The 15,744-nt window shown below is 65.3% G+C and carries 20 protein-coding genes and 1 tRNA gene; 12 read left to right on the top strand and 9 right to left on the bottom strand.

Annotated elements, in window-relative coordinates:
- Window positions 1–50 precede the first annotated feature (50 nt).
- The gene (locus tag I6F28_RS20390; protein ID WP_225140725.1) at window positions 51–689 is read left to right on the top strand and encodes a glutathione S-transferase family protein; all 639 of its coding nucleotides are present in this window, start codon (window positions 51–53) and stop codon (window positions 687–689) included.
- Window positions 690–817: 128 nt separating this feature from the next.
- Here the strand turns inward: I6F28_RS20390 and I6F28_RS20385 are convergent, their stop codons facing one another.
- Genes I6F28_RS20385 through I6F28_RS20375 form a run of 3 tightly spaced genes read right to left on the bottom strand, consistent with a single transcriptional unit; the run spans window position 818 to window position 1,545 of the window.
- A complete protein-coding gene (locus tag I6F28_RS20385) occupies window positions 818–985 on the bottom strand; it encodes a hypothetical protein (RefSeq protein WP_042336342.1) in 168 nt (55 codons plus the stop codon).
- A 6-nt stretch (window positions 986–991) separates the two neighbouring features.
- A complete protein-coding gene (locus I6F28_RS20380; protein ID WP_524536110.1) occupies window positions 992–1,276 on the bottom strand; it encodes a hypothetical protein in 285 nt (94 codons plus the stop codon).
- 14 nt (window positions 1,277–1,290) lie between these two features.
- Complete coding sequence (locus I6F28_RS20375) at window positions 1,291–1,545, bottom strand: PilZ domain-containing protein (protein WP_225140724.1); 255 nt, start codon at window positions 1,543–1,545, stop codon at window positions 1,291–1,293.
- Between the two features lie 225 nt (window positions 1,546–1,770).
- Between I6F28_RS20375 and I6F28_RS20370 the strand changes: the two genes are divergently transcribed.
- A tRNA-Glu gene (locus I6F28_RS20370) sits at window positions 1,771–1,845 on the top strand.
- A gap of 606 nt (window positions 1,846–2,451) precedes the next feature.
- On the opposite strand, the gene I6F28_RS20365 is transcribed toward I6F28_RS20370, so the two are convergent.
- Window positions 2,452–2,697: a hypothetical protein gene (locus I6F28_RS20365; protein ID WP_225140723.1), complete on the bottom strand. Its 246-nt coding sequence runs from the start codon at window positions 2,695–2,697 to the stop codon at window positions 2,452–2,454.
- 376 nt (window positions 2,698–3,073) lie between these two features.
- Here I6F28_RS20365 and I6F28_RS20360 point away from each other — a divergent pair, with 376 nt between their 5' ends.
- The 6 genes from I6F28_RS20360 to I6F28_RS20335 all read left to right on the top strand — a co-directional run bounded on the left by I6F28_RS20360 (window position 3,074) and on the right by I6F28_RS20335 (window position 8,151).
- A complete protein-coding gene (locus I6F28_RS20360) occupies window positions 3,074–3,730 on the top strand; it encodes a hypothetical protein (protein WP_036022966.1) in 657 nt (218 codons plus the stop codon).
- Between the two features lie 149 nt (window positions 3,731–3,879).
- Window positions 3,880–4,506: a pilus assembly protein PilZ gene (locus I6F28_RS20355; RefSeq protein WP_035999764.1), complete on the top strand. Its 627-nt coding sequence runs from the start codon at window positions 3,880–3,882 to the stop codon at window positions 4,504–4,506.
- A gap of 97 nt (window positions 4,507–4,603) precedes the next feature.
- Entirely contained in the window at window positions 4,604–4,846 is a 243-nt protein-coding gene (locus I6F28_RS20350; protein ID WP_225140722.1) for a hypothetical protein, read from the top strand.
- A 294-nt stretch (window positions 4,847–5,140) separates the two neighbouring features.
- Complete coding sequence (locus I6F28_RS20345) at window positions 5,141–6,181, top strand: PrsW family glutamic-type intramembrane protease (RefSeq protein WP_036022963.1); 1,041 nt, start codon at window positions 5,141–5,143, stop codon at window positions 6,179–6,181.
- 70 nt (window positions 6,182–6,251) lie between these two features.
- Window positions 6,252–6,830, top strand: a complete 579-nt coding sequence (locus I6F28_RS20340) for an HdeD family acid-resistance protein (RefSeq protein WP_225140720.1) — start codon at window positions 6,252–6,254, stop codon at window positions 6,828–6,830.
- 235 nt (window positions 6,831–7,065) lie between these two features.
- Window positions 7,066–8,151, top strand: a complete 1,086-nt coding sequence (locus tag I6F28_RS20335) for a 3-deoxy-7-phosphoheptulonate synthase (RefSeq protein ID WP_225140718.1) — start codon at window positions 7,066–7,068, stop codon at window positions 8,149–8,151.
- 62 nt (window positions 8,152–8,213) lie between these two features.
- On the opposite strand, the gene I6F28_RS20330 is transcribed toward I6F28_RS20335, so the two are convergent.
- From I6F28_RS20330 to epmA, 3 genes are all read right to left on the bottom strand, one after another.
- The gene (locus tag I6F28_RS20330; RefSeq protein WP_035999808.1) at window positions 8,214–8,468 is read right to left on the bottom strand and encodes a hypothetical protein; all 255 of its coding nucleotides are present in this window, start codon (window positions 8,466–8,468) and stop codon (window positions 8,214–8,216) included.
- A 68-nt stretch (window positions 8,469–8,536) separates the two neighbouring features.
- The gene (locus I6F28_RS20325; protein ID WP_035999791.1) at window positions 8,537–9,631 is read right to left on the bottom strand and encodes a lysine-2,3-aminomutase-like protein; all 1,095 of its coding nucleotides are present in this window, start codon (window positions 9,629–9,631) and stop codon (window positions 8,537–8,539) included.
- Window positions 9,628–10,680 carry an EF-P lysine aminoacylase EpmA gene (gene epmA, locus I6F28_RS20320; RefSeq protein WP_225140715.1) on the bottom strand — a complete coding sequence of 351 codons (1,053 nt, stop codon included), beginning with the start codon at window positions 10,678–10,680 and terminating at the stop codon, window positions 9,628–9,630. Before epmA ends, I6F28_RS20325 begins: the two co-directional genes overlap by 4 nt.
- 162 nt (window positions 10,681–10,842) lie before the next feature.
- Here epmA and efp point away from each other — a divergent pair, with 162 nt between their 5' ends.
- From efp to I6F28_RS20305, 3 genes are all read left to right on the top strand, one after another.
- Window positions 10,843–11,409: an elongation factor P gene (gene efp / locus I6F28_RS20315; protein WP_028136595.1), complete on the top strand. Its 567-nt coding sequence runs from the start codon at window positions 10,843–10,845 to the stop codon at window positions 11,407–11,409.
- A 45-nt stretch (window positions 11,410–11,454) separates the two neighbouring features.
- A complete protein-coding gene (locus I6F28_RS20310) occupies window positions 11,455–13,056 on the top strand; it encodes a M23 family peptidase (RefSeq protein WP_225140703.1) in 1,602 nt (533 codons plus the stop codon).
- 80 nt (window positions 13,057–13,136) lie between these two features.
- The gene (locus I6F28_RS20305; protein ID WP_035999800.1) at window positions 13,137–14,123 is read left to right on the top strand and encodes a DUF808 domain-containing protein; all 987 of its coding nucleotides are present in this window, start codon (window positions 13,137–13,139) and stop codon (window positions 14,121–14,123) included.
- A 29-nt stretch (window positions 14,124–14,152) separates the two neighbouring features.
- Here I6F28_RS20305 and I6F28_RS20300 read toward each other — a convergent pair whose 3' ends face one another.
- Entirely contained in the window at window positions 14,153–14,656 is a 504-nt protein-coding gene (locus I6F28_RS20300) for a cupin domain-containing protein (RefSeq protein ID WP_225140695.1), read from the bottom strand.
- A 21-nt stretch (window positions 14,657–14,677) separates the two neighbouring features.
- Window positions 14,678–15,157 (bottom strand): carboxymuconolactone decarboxylase family protein, encoded by a 480-nt coding sequence (locus I6F28_RS20295; RefSeq protein WP_225140693.1) that lies wholly within the window; start codon window positions 15,155–15,157, stop codon window positions 14,678–14,680.
- 54 nt (window positions 15,158–15,211) lie between these two features.
- On the opposite strand from I6F28_RS20295, the gene I6F28_RS20290 reads away from it, so the two are divergent.
- The gene (locus I6F28_RS20290; RefSeq protein ID WP_036022956.1) at window positions 15,212–15,730 is read left to right on the top strand and encodes a MarR family winged helix-turn-helix transcriptional regulator; all 519 of its coding nucleotides are present in this window, start codon (window positions 15,212–15,214) and stop codon (window positions 15,728–15,730) included.
- The last annotated feature ends 14 nt before the right edge of the window (window positions 15,731–15,744 follow it).

Here is a 15,744-nt window from a genome sequence, read left to right as displayed (position 1 = left end):
CTTCGCTCCATCCAGGCTACGACACCGGACAATGCCGCGGGAGACGCTTCATGGCCGATACCAAGCTGACGATCTGGGGCCGCGCCAATTCGGTCAATGTGCAGAAGGTGCTGTGGTGCTGCACCGAGCTTGGCCTCGCCTACGAGCGCATCGATGCCGGCATGCAATACGGCAAGACGCGCGAGGCCGATTATCTGGCGATGAATCCCAACGCGCGGATCCCGACGCTGGTCGAGGGCGATTTCGTGCTGTGGGAGTCCAACTCCATCATGCGCTATCTCTGCCTCGCGCATGGCCGCGGAACGCCGCTCTATCCCGAGGCGCCGAGGCAGCGCGCCTCGGTCGACCGCTGGCTCGACTGGACCCTGTCGACGGTGCAGCCGGTCGACCGCCCGGTGTTCTGGGGCATCGTGCGCACCGCGCCCGCCGAGCGCGACATGATCCAGGTGCAGCGCGATGCCGATGCCGCCGCCGAGGTCTGGGCCATCGCCGACCGCCTGCTCGCCACGCGCCGCTTCATCGAGGGCGATGCGTTCACGCTGGCCGACATCGCGATCGGGTCCTATGCGCGGCGCTGGCTCGGGGTCGAGGGCATCAGCCGGCCGGCCCAGCCGCACCTCACCCGCTGGCTCGCCGAGCTCGGCAAGCGGCCGGGATTTGCGCAATTCGTCGCACCGCCGATGTCGTGAGCACCTCGCGCGGGTTAAGCTGCGGCGGTCGCGCGGGGAATCCGCGTTCAGGCGCGCTTCCCGCGGCGTCACGGCCGCGCTTGACGGCTACGGTGCATGGGGTTGTTTTCGCGGTTTTGTTTCAGGCTTTAGCGCCAGCCGCGCTCGACCAGCAGCACGACGATGATCAGCAGCAGCGTCACCGCGGCCGTTGCCAGCCGCGCGGTCCAGCTGAGACCGCGGCCGACCCACCACAAGAGCGCGCAATACATCAGCACGGGGACGATGATGTCGAGCCGCACCAGATCCGCGGGCATGGGCCTTCAGCGCCGGATGCCAGCGTCGACGCTGGTCGAGCCGCCGAGCTTGACGCAGGTCCCCGTGCCCTCGGCCATCACGAAGCCCGAGCCATAGGCGGCGCAGGCGCCTGCCCTCACCTTGCCGGCCGTGCTGCCGTTCAGCGGCAGCGCCTTGCCGATCTGCGGCGGCTCGGCAGGCGGCAGGCGCAGGCTCTCGGCCGCGGTCGCGGACGTGGCCAGCAAGGAGAGCAGGATGAGGAGCGGCGTGCGCATCGCCGCCTTGTAGCCCGGACCGGCCCCGCGCGCCATCGGACCGTCCGCGGCTAGAGGAACCTGACGCCGGCCGACTTGCCGCGGCGCCAGACCACCTGGCAGCTCCGCCCGGTGCGCGCATCGCGTGCGAAGGCCATCCTGATCACGCCGGGAAGCTGGCTCGCGTCCTCGTCGAGGGTGATCCTGGCGCCCGAATCCGAGATGTCCTGAACCAGGCAGTGCCGCGCGGCAAAGCCGCCGTCCAGCGTGATCCAGGCGTGCTGCGACAGCAGCTTGCGGGCTGCGCGCTTCTTCGGCGTTGGCATCGGCAAAATCTCCCCGTCCAGCGCTACGCAGGGAACGCTAACAAACCGTTGAAATCGCCTCCGAATGATCCCGCCCCCCGGGGCTATCCACCGGGCCCGAAAGACCGTTCCCGAACGGCTTGCCCGGGAGCGCAAAGGCCACTATACGTTCGCCCGCTGCAAGTCGCCGGGCCCTGTTCGGCCGGCCAGCGGCCGTGCCGGGACAATCGGCAGGGCCCTGCGTTTGCTCCCTTCGTCTATCGGTTAGGACGCCACCCTTTCACGGTGGAGAGAGCGGTTCGATTCCGCTAGGGAGCGCCAGCAAAATCAATCACTCAAAGATCCACTCTGCCGCCGTGTCCAACGTGTGGCCAATAAACCCGCGAACACCCATGGACGTGGGGCTCGATCGCCGCCCCGCTTCGCGAGCGTGAACCGGCGGGCCATCGTGCTTACCGCCTGAGCCCGGGGCGGTGCGTCATCAGCCGCGGCCGGTCGCGCCTCCTGTGCAGCCTGCGGTCGCCGCGAGGCAAGCCGCTGGCATCGCTCATTTATTTTTTTCGAAGCAGCCAGCGGCTACCCTGTTGCCGATTGAGTAGCAATCAGGAGGATTGGGCTTTGTGACCACGTGCTGGGGCGTTTCAACTCGTGGGCTCGACCACCCCCAAAGCACAGCAAGCAGGGCCAGACCCCCGAGGATCGCGAGCGCAACCATTTCAGGCGTGACGAGAGCGGGGCGCCGACAGAGCCCCTGGGGTGCAATCTGCTTCAACGAACACAACTCTGAACTGTAATAATCTAAACTGTAATAAAAATATCATATGTTAATTCCGGTTCCATTGCAAATGGCCGGTTGTTCCACGCGGAAATGCCCGAAACGAACGGCCCGCCAGCGTGAACCGGCGGGCCCTGCTCAATGGCGCTTCATTAGTCGCGCTCCGCCAGGATGCGGTTGATCTCGGCCGTCACGATCAGCTGGTGCTCAGGCGTGAGCTGGGCATACCTCGCCAAAGGGCTCGCTCCAGCCCTCTGGTGCCCTGGGCGTTCGTCGATCATCCTCTTGAGGCCCCTTAGATCGCCGTCGAGTATCCAGTCGACGTTGATCCCGTGCTTCCGGCAGTAGTCGCACAGCTCGGCGCTGGGCGCGGGACCGACCTTCGGAGCTCGCTCCAATCCCCATTCGATCGCGAGCCACAACGGCGCCGGTTGTTGTTCTGCGCTGACGACGCGCCGTCGGCGTCGAGCCGCCCCAACGGTGTCCGGAGGCGTAGCCGCCGACGCTTGGCGGCGTTGCGGCGCCGCGTGATGCCAGCGCGGGTGATGGGCTTCTCCTTTGCCACTGCCCGCGGATCTTCCTGAGCTTCGTTTGTGCCTTGTCGATGTCTATTTTTAAGGAGGTGGACGGCCATGGACCTATTCTCATCTCTTTCACGGTGGAGAGAGCGGTTCGATTCCGCTAGGGAGCGCCAGAGGCGCAAGCCGCCGCGGCAGCATGAACCTCCTCGCCCCTCGTCTCCGACCAATGTCAGGTCGAAACCGGTCGAGGCCCATGCCGCAGCTCAAAGCCGACATTGCAGACGCATCGCAGATGCCGGCGCTTCCCACATGGCTGCGCCACCCGCGCCAGCATGCGCCGGACCGGCGCGCCAAGATGCTGGCGCACATGGCCCACCTCCAATCACTGCCGGAGCGCCAAGCGGCGTTGACGCCGCCCTCGCCGGAGCGGTCAGGCCAGGCCGTCGCTGACATTCTCGGCGATGCCTTCGGCTACATCGTGCTGTTCGGTGTCATCGCCCTGCTCTTCCATTCGCGCGTTCCGCTCTACCTCGGTGCCTTTCTCTTCCTGACCGATGGCGAGCGCATCGAAAGCGCGCTGGCAAGCATCGGTATCCGCCTCGAGCCCGAAATGATCGGCCAAGACCTCGTCAAGCGCTTTGTATTCTGGTTCGGATGGTTCGCGTTGCTCGGCCCCCTGAAAGCCTCGGTTCCCGCCTGGCTCGCGTCTTGGCTGCCTCCGACCCAGTCATGGTCTTCCCTGGCCGGCATTGCCATTCTGCTCGCCCTCGTCGAAGCATTGACCGGGCTCGCGCTGCGGCGCGCATTGCCGCGCCTGCGATGGGAGATCCGTCCGAACGGACTGATATGGACGATGATCCAGTTCGCCTTTGCCGCATTGGCTATCCTGGTGCTGTTCGGACCTCGCTAGCCGTCGCTTATGCCGCGCTTCCCGCTGCTCTGCCGACCCGCGCCATTTACCGAAAATTCACCCCAGCTATTAGGCAGCAGTATCATTTGCTTAGAATTTGCTCGCTACCGTGGAACTACGGCAATCACCCGAACCCCCGGTCAGCGCTCATGTCCGTCGCAGACTTCCTGAGGCAGCGAGCAGTGGATGTTACGGTCAGCGGCAGCTACTCGCTGCCCCGCTGGTACGATTGCGAGGGCAAGCTCCGCAGCTTCGCCTGCCGCACCAAGCGCGTCTCGCCGTTCCGGATGATCGTGGACGTGCCCGTGGTCGGCAAGGTCGGCGAGCGCTTGACCTCCTACTTCGAGGATTTCGGCGAATTCCAGGGCACCATCAGCGCGACGCTGAAGGCGGGCTTCCTGATGGAGCTCGAGATGACGCGGGCGCGGCGCGCCTGGATGTCGGAAAAGCTGACATGGCTCGAGAAGAAGCAGAAGGATGTCAATGTTCGGGACCTGCGGCGTGACGCGCGTTTCGTTCCACAGGTCTCGCACACCGTGCTGACCCTCGCGGACGGCAGCTGCCATCCCTGCTTCATCATCGACGTCTCGACGGCCGGCGTCGCGGTGTCCTCCGAGTATGATCCGGTGGTCGGAACCCCGCTTGCGGTCGGCGCCTGTGTCGGGCGGGTGATCCGCAAGTTCGAGCACGGCTTTGCGGTCAAATTCGCCGAAAAGCTGGACCGTGACGACCTCGTCCGCCTGATCGTCCGCACGCCCTTGCTGAAGTCGGCCTGAATTCGCCGCCCTATAGCGGCCCCAATGCCGGATCAGCTTTTGCAGGTCTGTGCCTCGGGCCGGACGTCATTTTGCAGACTTGCGATCGGGGGACCGAATGGCAGTCGACAAGATCACCTGGGACAGGGTCGGCCGGGTCACCGAGCCCGGACGCTACATGTACACGTTCGGCTGGCTCACCATCACCGCCAGCGATCTCGAAATCTGGAAACGATACCCGCGCGCCGCGTTCACGCTGCTGGCGCAGCGTTCCGGGTCACATGAGTCCGCCGGCGAGGAATTCCATCTCGGCGCCTTCGACGTCGCACCCGACGCGCCGCCCGCGATCACGACGCACTGACTAGACAAGGCCAGCAGCCGGCACGCTGCGCAGATGCGCCAGGAATCGAGGAATCCCGCGCATTTCCTTGAGCTCGCTTGCAAATCTCGATCCGCAGCGCACCTGGCAATCGTTGCGGTGACTGGCGAGCTTCTGCCATCATGCGATTGATTGCGCTCGTATTCTACTCCCCACAATGAGCCCGGATGAACGGCAGCTGTCGCGCACCTTCAGGGAGCCGACAGCCGGCGCATGACACATGGTCGCATCGGAGAACGTAGATAAGCGGATCAAGGGAACTTATTTTCGGCGCCAATGTACCTGATCGAAGCGCTCCCCACCGTCATCGGAACTGCCGCTATCGCCCCGGCGCTGCTGTTGCTCTGGCTCGTCATCGCTGCCGAGGAACGCCCGGGGCCGCCGGCCCAGGTCTGGACCGCATTCCTGTTAGGGGCGGCGAGCATTTCGCTCCTGGGCCTCGCCCGCGCCCCCTTCGCCAAGATGATCGCCGCCCCCGACGATCCCTGGGCGGCGCTGGCGATGCATTCGATCTTCGGCGTCGCGCTGCCCGAGGAAGCCGTCAAGGTGCTCGCCATCGTGCTGGTCTCCTCGACCAAGCGACGCACCTTTGCCAATCCGATGGACACCGTGGTCTACGGCGCCGCGGTCGGCCTCGGCTTCGCCGCCTACGAGAATCTCGCCTACCTGGTCCAGCACGCCGACATGTGGCGCTCGCTTGCCGCGCTGCGCAGCGTCCTGACCGTGCCGTTCCACGGCGCGCTCGGCATCATCGCCGGCGCCTACCTGACCATCGCGCGCGCCGGCACGGCGCTTGGCGCAAACCGCCACCATCGCGATTGGGCCCGTCTTTCCAGCCGGCTGTTGATCTTCGGTGGCCCGCTCGCGCTTCATACGGCCTTCGACTTCCCGCTGCTGACGCTCCAGCGCATGCCCGATCTCGATCCGACACTCCGCATGTGGTTGGGCGCTGCGAGCCTGTTGATCGGCTTCGGCTCGATCGCCTTCGCCATCCGCCTGGTCCGGCGCGTCGCGCGCCACCACGCGCCGCGAACCGATGTCGCGCGCGAGCGGCTCAGCCAGCTGCGCCGGATGTGGGCGCTGCTGCTCGCCGGCGGCGGCATCGGGTTCGTCGGGCTCGCCTTCGTCCTGACCTCGATCCATCACTGGCTGATCAACCCCGAGCGCAACCTGACGCTGGCGCTGATTCCGATCGGTTTCGTCTCGATCCTGCTCGGCCTTGCGCTTCTGATTGTCACATCGGCTATCTACATTCTCGGCCGCAACCGCATTCGCACCAACGCGGAAGGCTTTTCGTCGGCGCCCGGCGGCACTTGATCCAACGCATGGCGAACGCGCGACAGGCCCACTAGATTGGGACGCAATCCTCTCGTTCCGGAGCCAGACGATGACATCGCCCGAGGAATTTGCCCGCCTCCAATCCGAGATGAACCAGGCGGTCAAGGCGCACTGGAAGGCTTTTCTGTTCGAAGGGATCCTGCTCGCCGTCCTCGGCATTGCCGCGCTCGTCATGCCGCCGCTCGCCAGTCTTGCGACCGCGATCTTCCTCGGCTGGATGTTCCTGATCGGCGGCATCGGCGGACTGATCGCGACCTATTGGGCGCGCAGCACGCCAGGCTTCTGGTGGTCGCTGATCTCGGCTGCGCTCGCCGTGCTCACCGGCTTGCTGCTGCTGGCCCGGCCGATGCAGGCCGTGCTGACGCTGACCATCGTGCTCGGCGCCTATTTCCTCGCCGAGGGCGTCGCCACCATCATGTACGCGCTGGAGCACCGCCGTGAGCTCAGCGGCCGCTGGTCGTGGCTGCTGATCTCGGGCCTCGTCGACATCGCGATCTCGTTCATGGTGATCACGGGACTGCCGAGCTCGGCGGAGTGGGCCATTGGCGTCCTCGTCGGCATCAACCTGCTGTTCGGCGGCGCCACCCTGATCGGCATGGCGCTGGCGGCACGCAATGGCAACACCTGAGGCGCCTCGTCGCTCCACATTCTGATTGGGGGGTGACAAGGCGCCAGCGGCACGTTATATGGCCTTCCATGATCACCGTCGCCACCAGCTATTTTTGGTACTTTAGCTACGACAGCTCGCTGGCGGCGGGAGGATCGCGCTCAATCTGAAACATTGCAGCAAACGTCCGAACAGCCGCCAGACCCTGGCGGCTTTTTTGTTGGCCGGCAGGTTCTAAAACAGACAGGAGCCCGCCGTGCTGAGCACGACCGACGATCTTCGTATCCGCGAACTGAAAGAGCTGAGCACGCCGGAAGAGGTGATGCGGGAAGTCCCGCGCACGCTCACCGCGACGCGTGTGGTGATGGCCGCGCGCAACGCCATCCATGCCATCCTGAGCAATCAGGACGACCGCCTTCTCGTCGTCGTCGGCCCCTGCTCGGTGCATGATCCCAAGGCGGCGCTCGACTATGCCGAGCGGCTAGCAAAGCTTCGCGAGGATCTCGCCGATCAGCTCGAGATCGTGATGCGGGTCTATTTCGAGAAGCCCCGCACCACGGTCGGGTGGAAGGGCCTCATCAACGATCCCGACCTCGACGGCAGCTTCGACATCAACAAGGGGCTGCGGCTCGCGCGCAACGTGCTCGCGGCGGTGAACAATCTCGGCCTGCCCGCCGGCACCGAGTTCCTCGACATGACCACGCCGCAATACATCGCCGACCTCGTCTCCTGGGCCGCGATCGGCGCGCGCACGACCGAGAGCCAGATCCATCGCGAGCTGGCGTCGGGGCTGTCCTGCCCGGTCGGCTTCAAGAACGGCACCGACGGCAATGTGCGGATCGCGGCCGATGCGGTGAAATCAGCCTCGCATCCCCATCATTTCATGGCCGTCACAAAGCTCGGCCGCTCGGCGATCGCCTCGACCGCCGGTAACGAGGACTGCCACATCATCCTGCGCGGCGGAGCTGAGCCGAACTACGACGCGGCAAGCGTTGCGTCGGCCTGCAACGAATTGACCAAATCCGGCGTTGCCCCGCTGGTAATGGTCGATGCCAGCCATGCCAATTCGAGCAAGAAGCCGGAGAACCAGCCGCTGGTGATGGCCGATATCGCCCGTCAGATCTCGGGCGGCGAGAGCCGCATCATGGGCGTGATGATCGAGAGCAATCTCGTCGCCGGCCGGCAGGATGTCGTACCGGGCAAGCCGCTCACTTATGGGCAGAGCATCACGGACGGTTGCATTGACTGGGCAACGACGTCGAAGACGTTCGAGCAGCTCGCCGACGCGGTCGAAATCCGCCGCAACATCCGGCGCGCCGGACTGCACGAGCGATCAGCCTGACGGATGGCCGAGCTTGGGATGGCTCATTCCTCACCTCTCCCCGACGGGGAGAGGTGAAAGCCTCAGCAGCCGCGGCAGATGCTCTTGATCTTCTTGTCGAGCGCCTGGTTTTCCTTGCTGAGCGGATCGTTGGGATCGCTCAGATTCTTCTCGCTAGGCACATCGCTGGCACGCGGCTGGCGATGACCGACCGGCGCCGGCAACACCGACCCGGACGATGCGCCGCTTGAGGTCGATCCCTTGGAGCCGCCGGTCTGCGCAACAGCCGCGCCGCCAAGCAAGACCACGAGCGATACTGCCAGCATGATCTTCGTCATGTCCATTTCTCCATTCTCAAATCAGCGTCCAAGCCCAGCACTCAAGTCAGCGTCGATGCCATCGCCACTCATGCCTCGGGCGGATAGAGATGAACGTCGCCGCAATAATCGACGATACGATAGCGCGTTTCTGATTCCGCTTCACTTGTCTCGTTTGCGGTATTTTTCACCGCCGACACGTAATTCGGACCCACCGGCGACTTGCCGGCACCGCCGGGAATGTCGATGACATAGTCCGGCTGACACAGGCCCGACACCCGCCCGCGCAACTGCCGCATCAAGGCCTGCCCCTCTGCCAACGTCGTGCGCAGATGCGCCGTTCCCGGGGCGAGATCGCCGTGGTGCAGATAATAGGGCTTGATCCGGCATTCGACGAAAGCTCGCATTAAATCCGAGAGAGCGGCGATGTCGTCATTGACGCCGCGCAAAAGCACGGACTGGCTCACCAGGGGAATTCCAGCATCGACGAGCCGCGCGCAGGCATCGCGCGCGGCCCCCGTCAGTTCGCGCGCGTGATTGGCGTGTACCGCGACCCAGGTGGCCGCGCCCGCAACCTTCAGGGCTGCAACCATCTCCGCGCTGACGCGCGCTGGTTCGGCCACCGGGACACGGGTGTGGAGACGGATGATCTTGACGTGATCGATGGCCGCAAGGTCAGCCATGATCTCGCTCATCCGCCGGGGCGACAGCATCAGGGGATCGCCGCCGGTCAGGATCACTTCCCAGATCTCGTCATGCGACCGGATGTAGTCGATCGCGGTGCGATAGGCGCTCTCCGACAGCGCATTCTCCTTGCCGGGCCCGACCATCTCGCGGCGGAAGCAGAAGCGGCAATAGACCGCGCAGACGTGCACGAGCTTGAACAACACCCGGTCGGGATAGCGGTGCACGATTCCCGCCACCGGCGAATGCGGGTGATCGCCGATCGGATCGGCATTCTCGCCCGGCTGCGCCTCGAGCTCGGCCGAAACAGGAACGAACTGCCGCGCGATGGGATCGTCGGGATCCGTCGCGTCGATCAGCCCGACCAGATCCGGCGTGATCGCCACGGCATAGCGCGCGGCGACGCGTTCGAGCGCCGGCAGCGCCGATGCGGGGACCAGGCCCTCGGCTACCAGCTCGGCAGGTTCGCGCAGAGTGCGTGCAAGGTTCGTCTTTGTCATCTCTCATCCGCAGGCGGTGTCCACACCACCTGATCAATTCGTGTGGCGCCGCTCGCCAGCATCACCAGCCGGTCGAAGCCGAGCGCGACACCGCTCGCCTCCGGCATTGCGGCGACCGCCGTCAGAAAATCCTCGTCGAGCGGATAGGCTTCGCCGTAGCGGCGCTGCTTCTCCGTCATGGACTCCGTGAAGCGTTTGCGCTGCTCCCCGGCATCGGTCAGCTCTCCAAAGCCGTTGGCGAGCTCGACGCCGCAGGCATAGATCTCGAAACGTTCGGCGACCCTCGGATCGTCCGTCTTCACCCGCGCCAGCGCCGCCTCTGGAGATGGGTATTCGAACAGGATGGTCAAACGCCCCTGCCCCAGATGTGGCTCGACGTGTTCGACCAGCACCTTGCTGAAGATGTCGGACCAGGTGTCATCCTCGGCGACACGGACCTTCCCGGCTGCCGCCTCGGCGAGCGCCGCACGGTTACCCTCGCCGCCCGAGATTGTCGACAGCAGGTCGACGCCGGCGAACTGCGCGAAGGCGCCCGCGACCGTCAGGAGCTCCGGCTCGGCGAAGGGATCGGCGGTTCGGCCGCGGAAGGAGAAGGCTTCGATCCCGGTCGCCTGCGCCGCTCGGGCGATCACGACGACGCAATCGGCCATGATGGCATCATAGGGCGCTCCCGCCCGGTACCATTCCAGCATGGTGAACTCGGGCAGATGCAGGTCGCCGCGCTCGCGGTCCCGGAACACCCGTGCGAACTCGAAAATCCGCGTCTCGCCCGCTGCCAGCAGCTTCTTGCAGGCGAATTCGGGCGAGGTGCGCAGGTATCGGCTGGCCCGGCTGCCGTCGGGCCGCATGATCTCGGTCCTGGGGGCGTGCAGATGGGTCTCGTTGCCCGGAGAGACCTGGAGAACGGAGGTTTCGACTTCCACAAACCCCTGTTCGGCGAAAAAACCCCGCAAAGCTCCGGTCACGGCGCCCCTGGCCTGGAGGAACGGCCGTCGGTCGAGGTGGCGCGCGGGCGACCAGGACGGCGACATCGGCTTGTCCCCAGCCATCAACCGACCGCCCCGGCCGGCAGCAAAATGCTGGCATCCAACGGCAAAATCAGTATGTTGCGGCCCGAAACGGGTGCCGAGGTCCGGTTTGAGGCCCCAAGTCCCCCAGCAATTCGACCACGTCCTGGCTGGTGCCGGGCCAAGCAAGCAGGAAATACAGCTTTGAGAGTCATCGCCAGTTCTATTCGCAAGGGCAACGTGATCGAGCAAGACGGCAAGCTCTATGTCGTCGTGAGCGCCGAGAACATCCATCCCGGCAAGGGAACCCCGGTCAGCCAGATCGAAATGCGCCGAATCTCGGACGGGGTAAAGATCTCGGAACGCTACAAGACCACCGACCAGGTCGAAAAGGCCACCATCGAAGAGCGCAACTACACCTTCCTTTACGAAGATGGCGATGGCTACCACTTCATGAACCCCGAGACCTACGACCAGGTTCAGGTTTCCAAGGACGTCGTCGGCGACGCGGCCGCGTATCTTCAGCCGGACATGACCGTCAAACTGTCGATGCATGACACCAATCCGGTGTCGATCGCACTGCCGCAGCGCGTGACGCTGGAAGTGGTGGAGACCGAGCCGGTGACCAAGGGCCAGACCGCCTCCTCCTCCTACAAGCCGGCGGTGCTGTCCAACGGCGTGCGCACCACCGTGCCGCCGCACATCTCGGTCGGCACGCGCATTGTGGTGATGACCGAAGACGGCTCCTACTCCGAGCGTGCTAAGGACTAAACGAGCCATTGAGGATCGGAACAGGTACCGCCGGGGGGCGAAGCAGTGGGCAGGAACAGTCTCCGCTTCGTCTCGCTTCTCCTGGCGTTGCCGTCGCTCCTCGTTGCTGCACCGATCGCTGCGGATGAATTCCGCAGCCCCTCGCTGACGGCCCTGCGCATCGAGTGGCGCGCGGCGCTCGACCAGCTTCGCAGCGAGATCAACAGCCGTCCCCAGATTGCGGGCGACTTCATCTTCGCACCGCGCCGTTCGGTACCGCGCTACGATCCGCGCGCGATGCCGGCACTGGTGCAGCTCAACGCGGTCTCCTCGCGCTTCTTCACCGGCATTACCCGAAGTCCCGTCCCCGTGCTGCTGCCGTTCGACGCCGCCGCGTATCTCGACGCGCAGCGCAGCGGCGCGCCGGCGACGCTCGCGCTGTCGCGCTACCAGGCCGACTTCAATCCCGTCGACATGTTCGATGCCGGTCCTGCCGGCTACAGCGCGACCTTCTCGCTCGAGCCCGGCGCCGGTGACGGCATGCCGAGCCGGGTGTACGCAAAGCCCGTCGAGGTGCAGATCACGGGCTCGGCGCTGATCTACGACATCGCCGATCCGGCCGGGGGCAAGGGCGAGCCAGTCAAGCCGCTCGCCTCAACCTACCCGGATCTACGCAGGTTCATCCGGGAAGGCTATGTGCGCTACGCCTTCACCCGCTTCGGCGCCGCCTATGTGGTCTCGATCCAGTGCCTCGACAGTGTCGCGAGGCCACGGCGGCTCGCCTGCAAGGAGGCCTATCCCGTCGCCGAGCGCTTCCTGAAGGCACTGCGCGTCGCAGGGGGCCAGCGCATGCGGCCCCTGGCGGACGTTGCCTCCAACATTATCGACCGGCCCGCGGTGCGTTCACCGGATTTCAGCTACCGGCCGAGCGGCGACATCATTCCGAACACCGGCTACCGCAAGCAGGGCGGTCATCCCGACGCCATGGCCTATGCCCAGATCCGCTTTCCCTTGGAGAAGGCGCCCGCCTTCGTGCGCTCCCAATCCTTCGGCAAGCGCGACAAGAGCGAAGGCCCGACCGCTTATCCCTGGCGCGACAATTTCTGCGAGTCGCGTAGTTTCGAGGTGTGGCAATGCGGCGGAGGTTACGGCCACCAGGGCGAGGACATCCGCGCCGCCGACTGCCCGCCGCCCGGCGAAGGCCGCGAGCCCTGCGATTCCAAGCGGCGCGGCGTCGTCGCCGTGCGTGACGCGATCGTTATCCGTGGCGCCAAGGACCAGGCCGCAACGCTTCAGGTCAATAGCCGCACCGAGCACATCCGTTTCCGCTACATGCACATGAATCCGCATGCGATGAACGCCGATGGCGTCATCAACGGCCGCATCGTCACCGAAGGCGAGAAGATCGGCGTGATCTCGAACTACCTCGACCGTCCCGCCGGCACCTCGATGCACCTGCATTTCGACGTCCAGGTGTTCACCCGCGATGGCTGGATCTGGGTCAGCCCCTACGCGACGCTGGTCTCGGCCTATGAACGGCTGATCCGCGCGCGCGGCCGCGAGATCGGCCCGGAGATCGCGGTCACGGCGCAGCCGGTGGCCCATGCGCTGCCGGAAGACGTGCTCAAGCCTGACTTGCGCGAGGGAGCGGGCGGCGAGGAGAACTGACAGCGTGCTGGTTCGTTGCTGGAGCGGGCAGGACGCATCTGGTCGCGCACTCCCCCGCTCGAACGAAGAAGGATGAGTTGATGAGTGTCGGACTGATCGGTCTTCTCGACGATATCGCGGGGATCGCAAAGGTGGCTGCAGCCTCGCTCGACGATGTCGCTAGCCAGGCAGCCAAGGCAGGCACAAAGGCGGCTGGCGTGGTCATCGACGATGCGGCGGTCACGCCGAACTACGTCATCGGTTTCGCTTCGAAACGCGAGCTGCCGATCGTCGGCAAGATCGCGGTCGGATCGCTACGCAACAAGCTGCTGATCTTGCTGCCGATTGCCCTGCTGCTCGGCTATTTCCTTCCCGCTGCGGTCACGCCGCTGCTGATGCTGGGCGGCGCCTTTCTCTGCTATGAAGGCGCCGAAAAGGTGCTCGAAGCCGTGATGCCGCATCATGCGCACCAGCACGAAGCTCAGCTCGAGCCGATTGCGTTGAATGCCCAGTCGGTCGAGGACGAGAAGGTCGCTGGCGCCATCAAGACGGATTTCATCCTGTCGGCGGAGATCATGGCGATCACGCTGGCGGCCCTCCCGGCGGGCAGCATCTGGACGCAGGCGCTGGTGCTGGCGCTGGTCGGCCTCTTCATCACCGTTGGTGTCTATGGCGTGGTGGCCCTGATCGTGAAAGCGGACGATGCCGGCATCGCCCTCGCGCGGTTCGACGGCGCCTCGCTCGCCGGCGGCGCGATCCGATTGCTTGGGCGCGCGCTCGTCCGCGGCATGCCCGTTTTCCTGGCGGTGCTGAGCACGATCGGCACCGCCGCCATGATCTGGGTCGGCGGTGGCATCATCCTGCACGGCATCGAGAAATACGGCCCACCCGCGATCGGCCACACGGTCCATGCCATAACCGAGGCTGCCGCACATCTCCTTCCATCCGTTGCCGGCATCGTCGAATGGTCGGTCGAGGCAGCCATCTCGGGTGCGCTTGGACTGCTCGTCGGCGCAGTCGCCATTCCGGTCGTCCAATACGGACTCGCGCCGGCCTGGAAGCGGTTGAGGCGATCGCGATCGGCCTGAGCGCAGCCATTGCGGATGACGCGCGCAGCCTATTCCAGGAACGTCGTCAGCTGCGCGCCCTCATCCGCCACGAACACCGCGATCAGTTCCGCCGGCTCGGTCATGCTGGCATTGGCCGAGACCAGATGCGTCGAGCCCGGCGGTTCGAAGAAGGACTGGCCGACGCCGAACGTCTCGACCGGGCCGCCGCCGAGCTGCGAGCGGATCTCGCCCTTGGTGATGTAGGCGGTGACGGAGCCGGAGTGACGATGCGGCCGCGAAAACCCGCCTGGACCATAGGACACGCGCACGATGGTCACGCGCTTGCCGGGCACGTTCGGAAGTGCGTAGGAGCCGATCGGCTCGACCTTGTCGAGCGGCGAGCCCTCCGCCGCCGTGGCGCAGAGCGGCGCGAGGGCGCTGGACACACTATCGATCGTCACCGGCAGGGCTTTGCCGATCGCCAGCGCGCAGACAAATCCCGCGACGACCGCAAGCGCTGTCGAACGTGACGGCGCCGGACACTGCACGGCAGAAAGGCTCATGACTGTCATCGTGATCCTCCCCTCTCTCCGTCAGGACGAAGCTGCGACGGCGGCCGCCGGCCGCTGTGCAGGCGTCCAGCGAAACGCCGCGCCAAACCGGTTCCAGACGTTGATCGAGGCGACCGCCGAGGTCAGATACGTCAGTTCAGTCTCGGAGAATTCGCGGGACGCCTCGGCGTAAACCTCCTCGCTGACGCCGTCGGGCAGACAGGTCAGCGCCTCGGCCCAGGCGAGCGCGGCCCGCTCGCGCGGCGAAAAGATCGGCGCCTCGCGCCAGACCGCGAGCAGATGAAGCTTGTCGAGGGGAACGCCGATCCGTTCCGACAGCAGGACGTGGTGTTGCACGCAGAACGCGCAGCCGTTGATCTGCGAGGCGCGCAGCTTGACCAGCTCGAGCAGTTGCTTGTCGAGGCCGGCCTTGGCCGCAAGCTGGCCCAGCGCCAGCACCAGATCAAACGCATCGGGCGCGATCCGCTTGAAATCTTCATATTCGCTGCGGGCGTGTGACATTGCCATTCACCTCGGCATATTATAAGAGCACGGACATCTTATAAGAGCTCTTATATGTCGCGCAAGACGAATGTCACGAAATCGCAATCGGGACCCAAGGCCGTTGCAGCCGGTGCGGTGCACGTTCCAGCACCGGGCGAAGGCAAGCGCGGCGAGCAAGGCTATCTCGGTTACCTGCTGCGCCAAGCCCACGCCGCCGTTCGGCTGACGATGGAACGCACGCTCGCCGATCTCGGCGTGACCTCGCCGCAATTCGCGGTGCTGACGATGCTGAACGCCTATCCGGGCCTGTCGGGAGCCGATGTCGCCCGCCTCACCTTCCTGACGCCCCAGACCGTCGGCGTCATCATCCGCAATCTCGAACGCGACGGCGCGATTGCGATGACGCCTCATCCCGTTCACGGCCGCATCCAGCAATGGACGCTGACGCCGCGAGGCGCGACGCTTTTGAAGGCGTGCCGGCAGCGTGTGCTCGAATTGGAGAAGCGGCTCGCTCGCAATTTGGATTCAAAGGCGGAAACCACGATCCGGCGTTGGCTTTCCGGAATCGCGGCTGAGCTTAAGGAGGACTAGGCGGCCGGCATTCG

This window comes from Bradyrhizobium sp. NBAIM14 (assembly GCF_020193895.1).
In the GTDB taxonomy this organism is placed as follows: domain Bacteria; phylum Pseudomonadota; class Alphaproteobacteria; order Rhizobiales; family Xanthobacteraceae; genus Bradyrhizobium; species Bradyrhizobium yuanmingense.
This window is presented reverse-complemented; position numbering and strand designations above follow the sequence as displayed.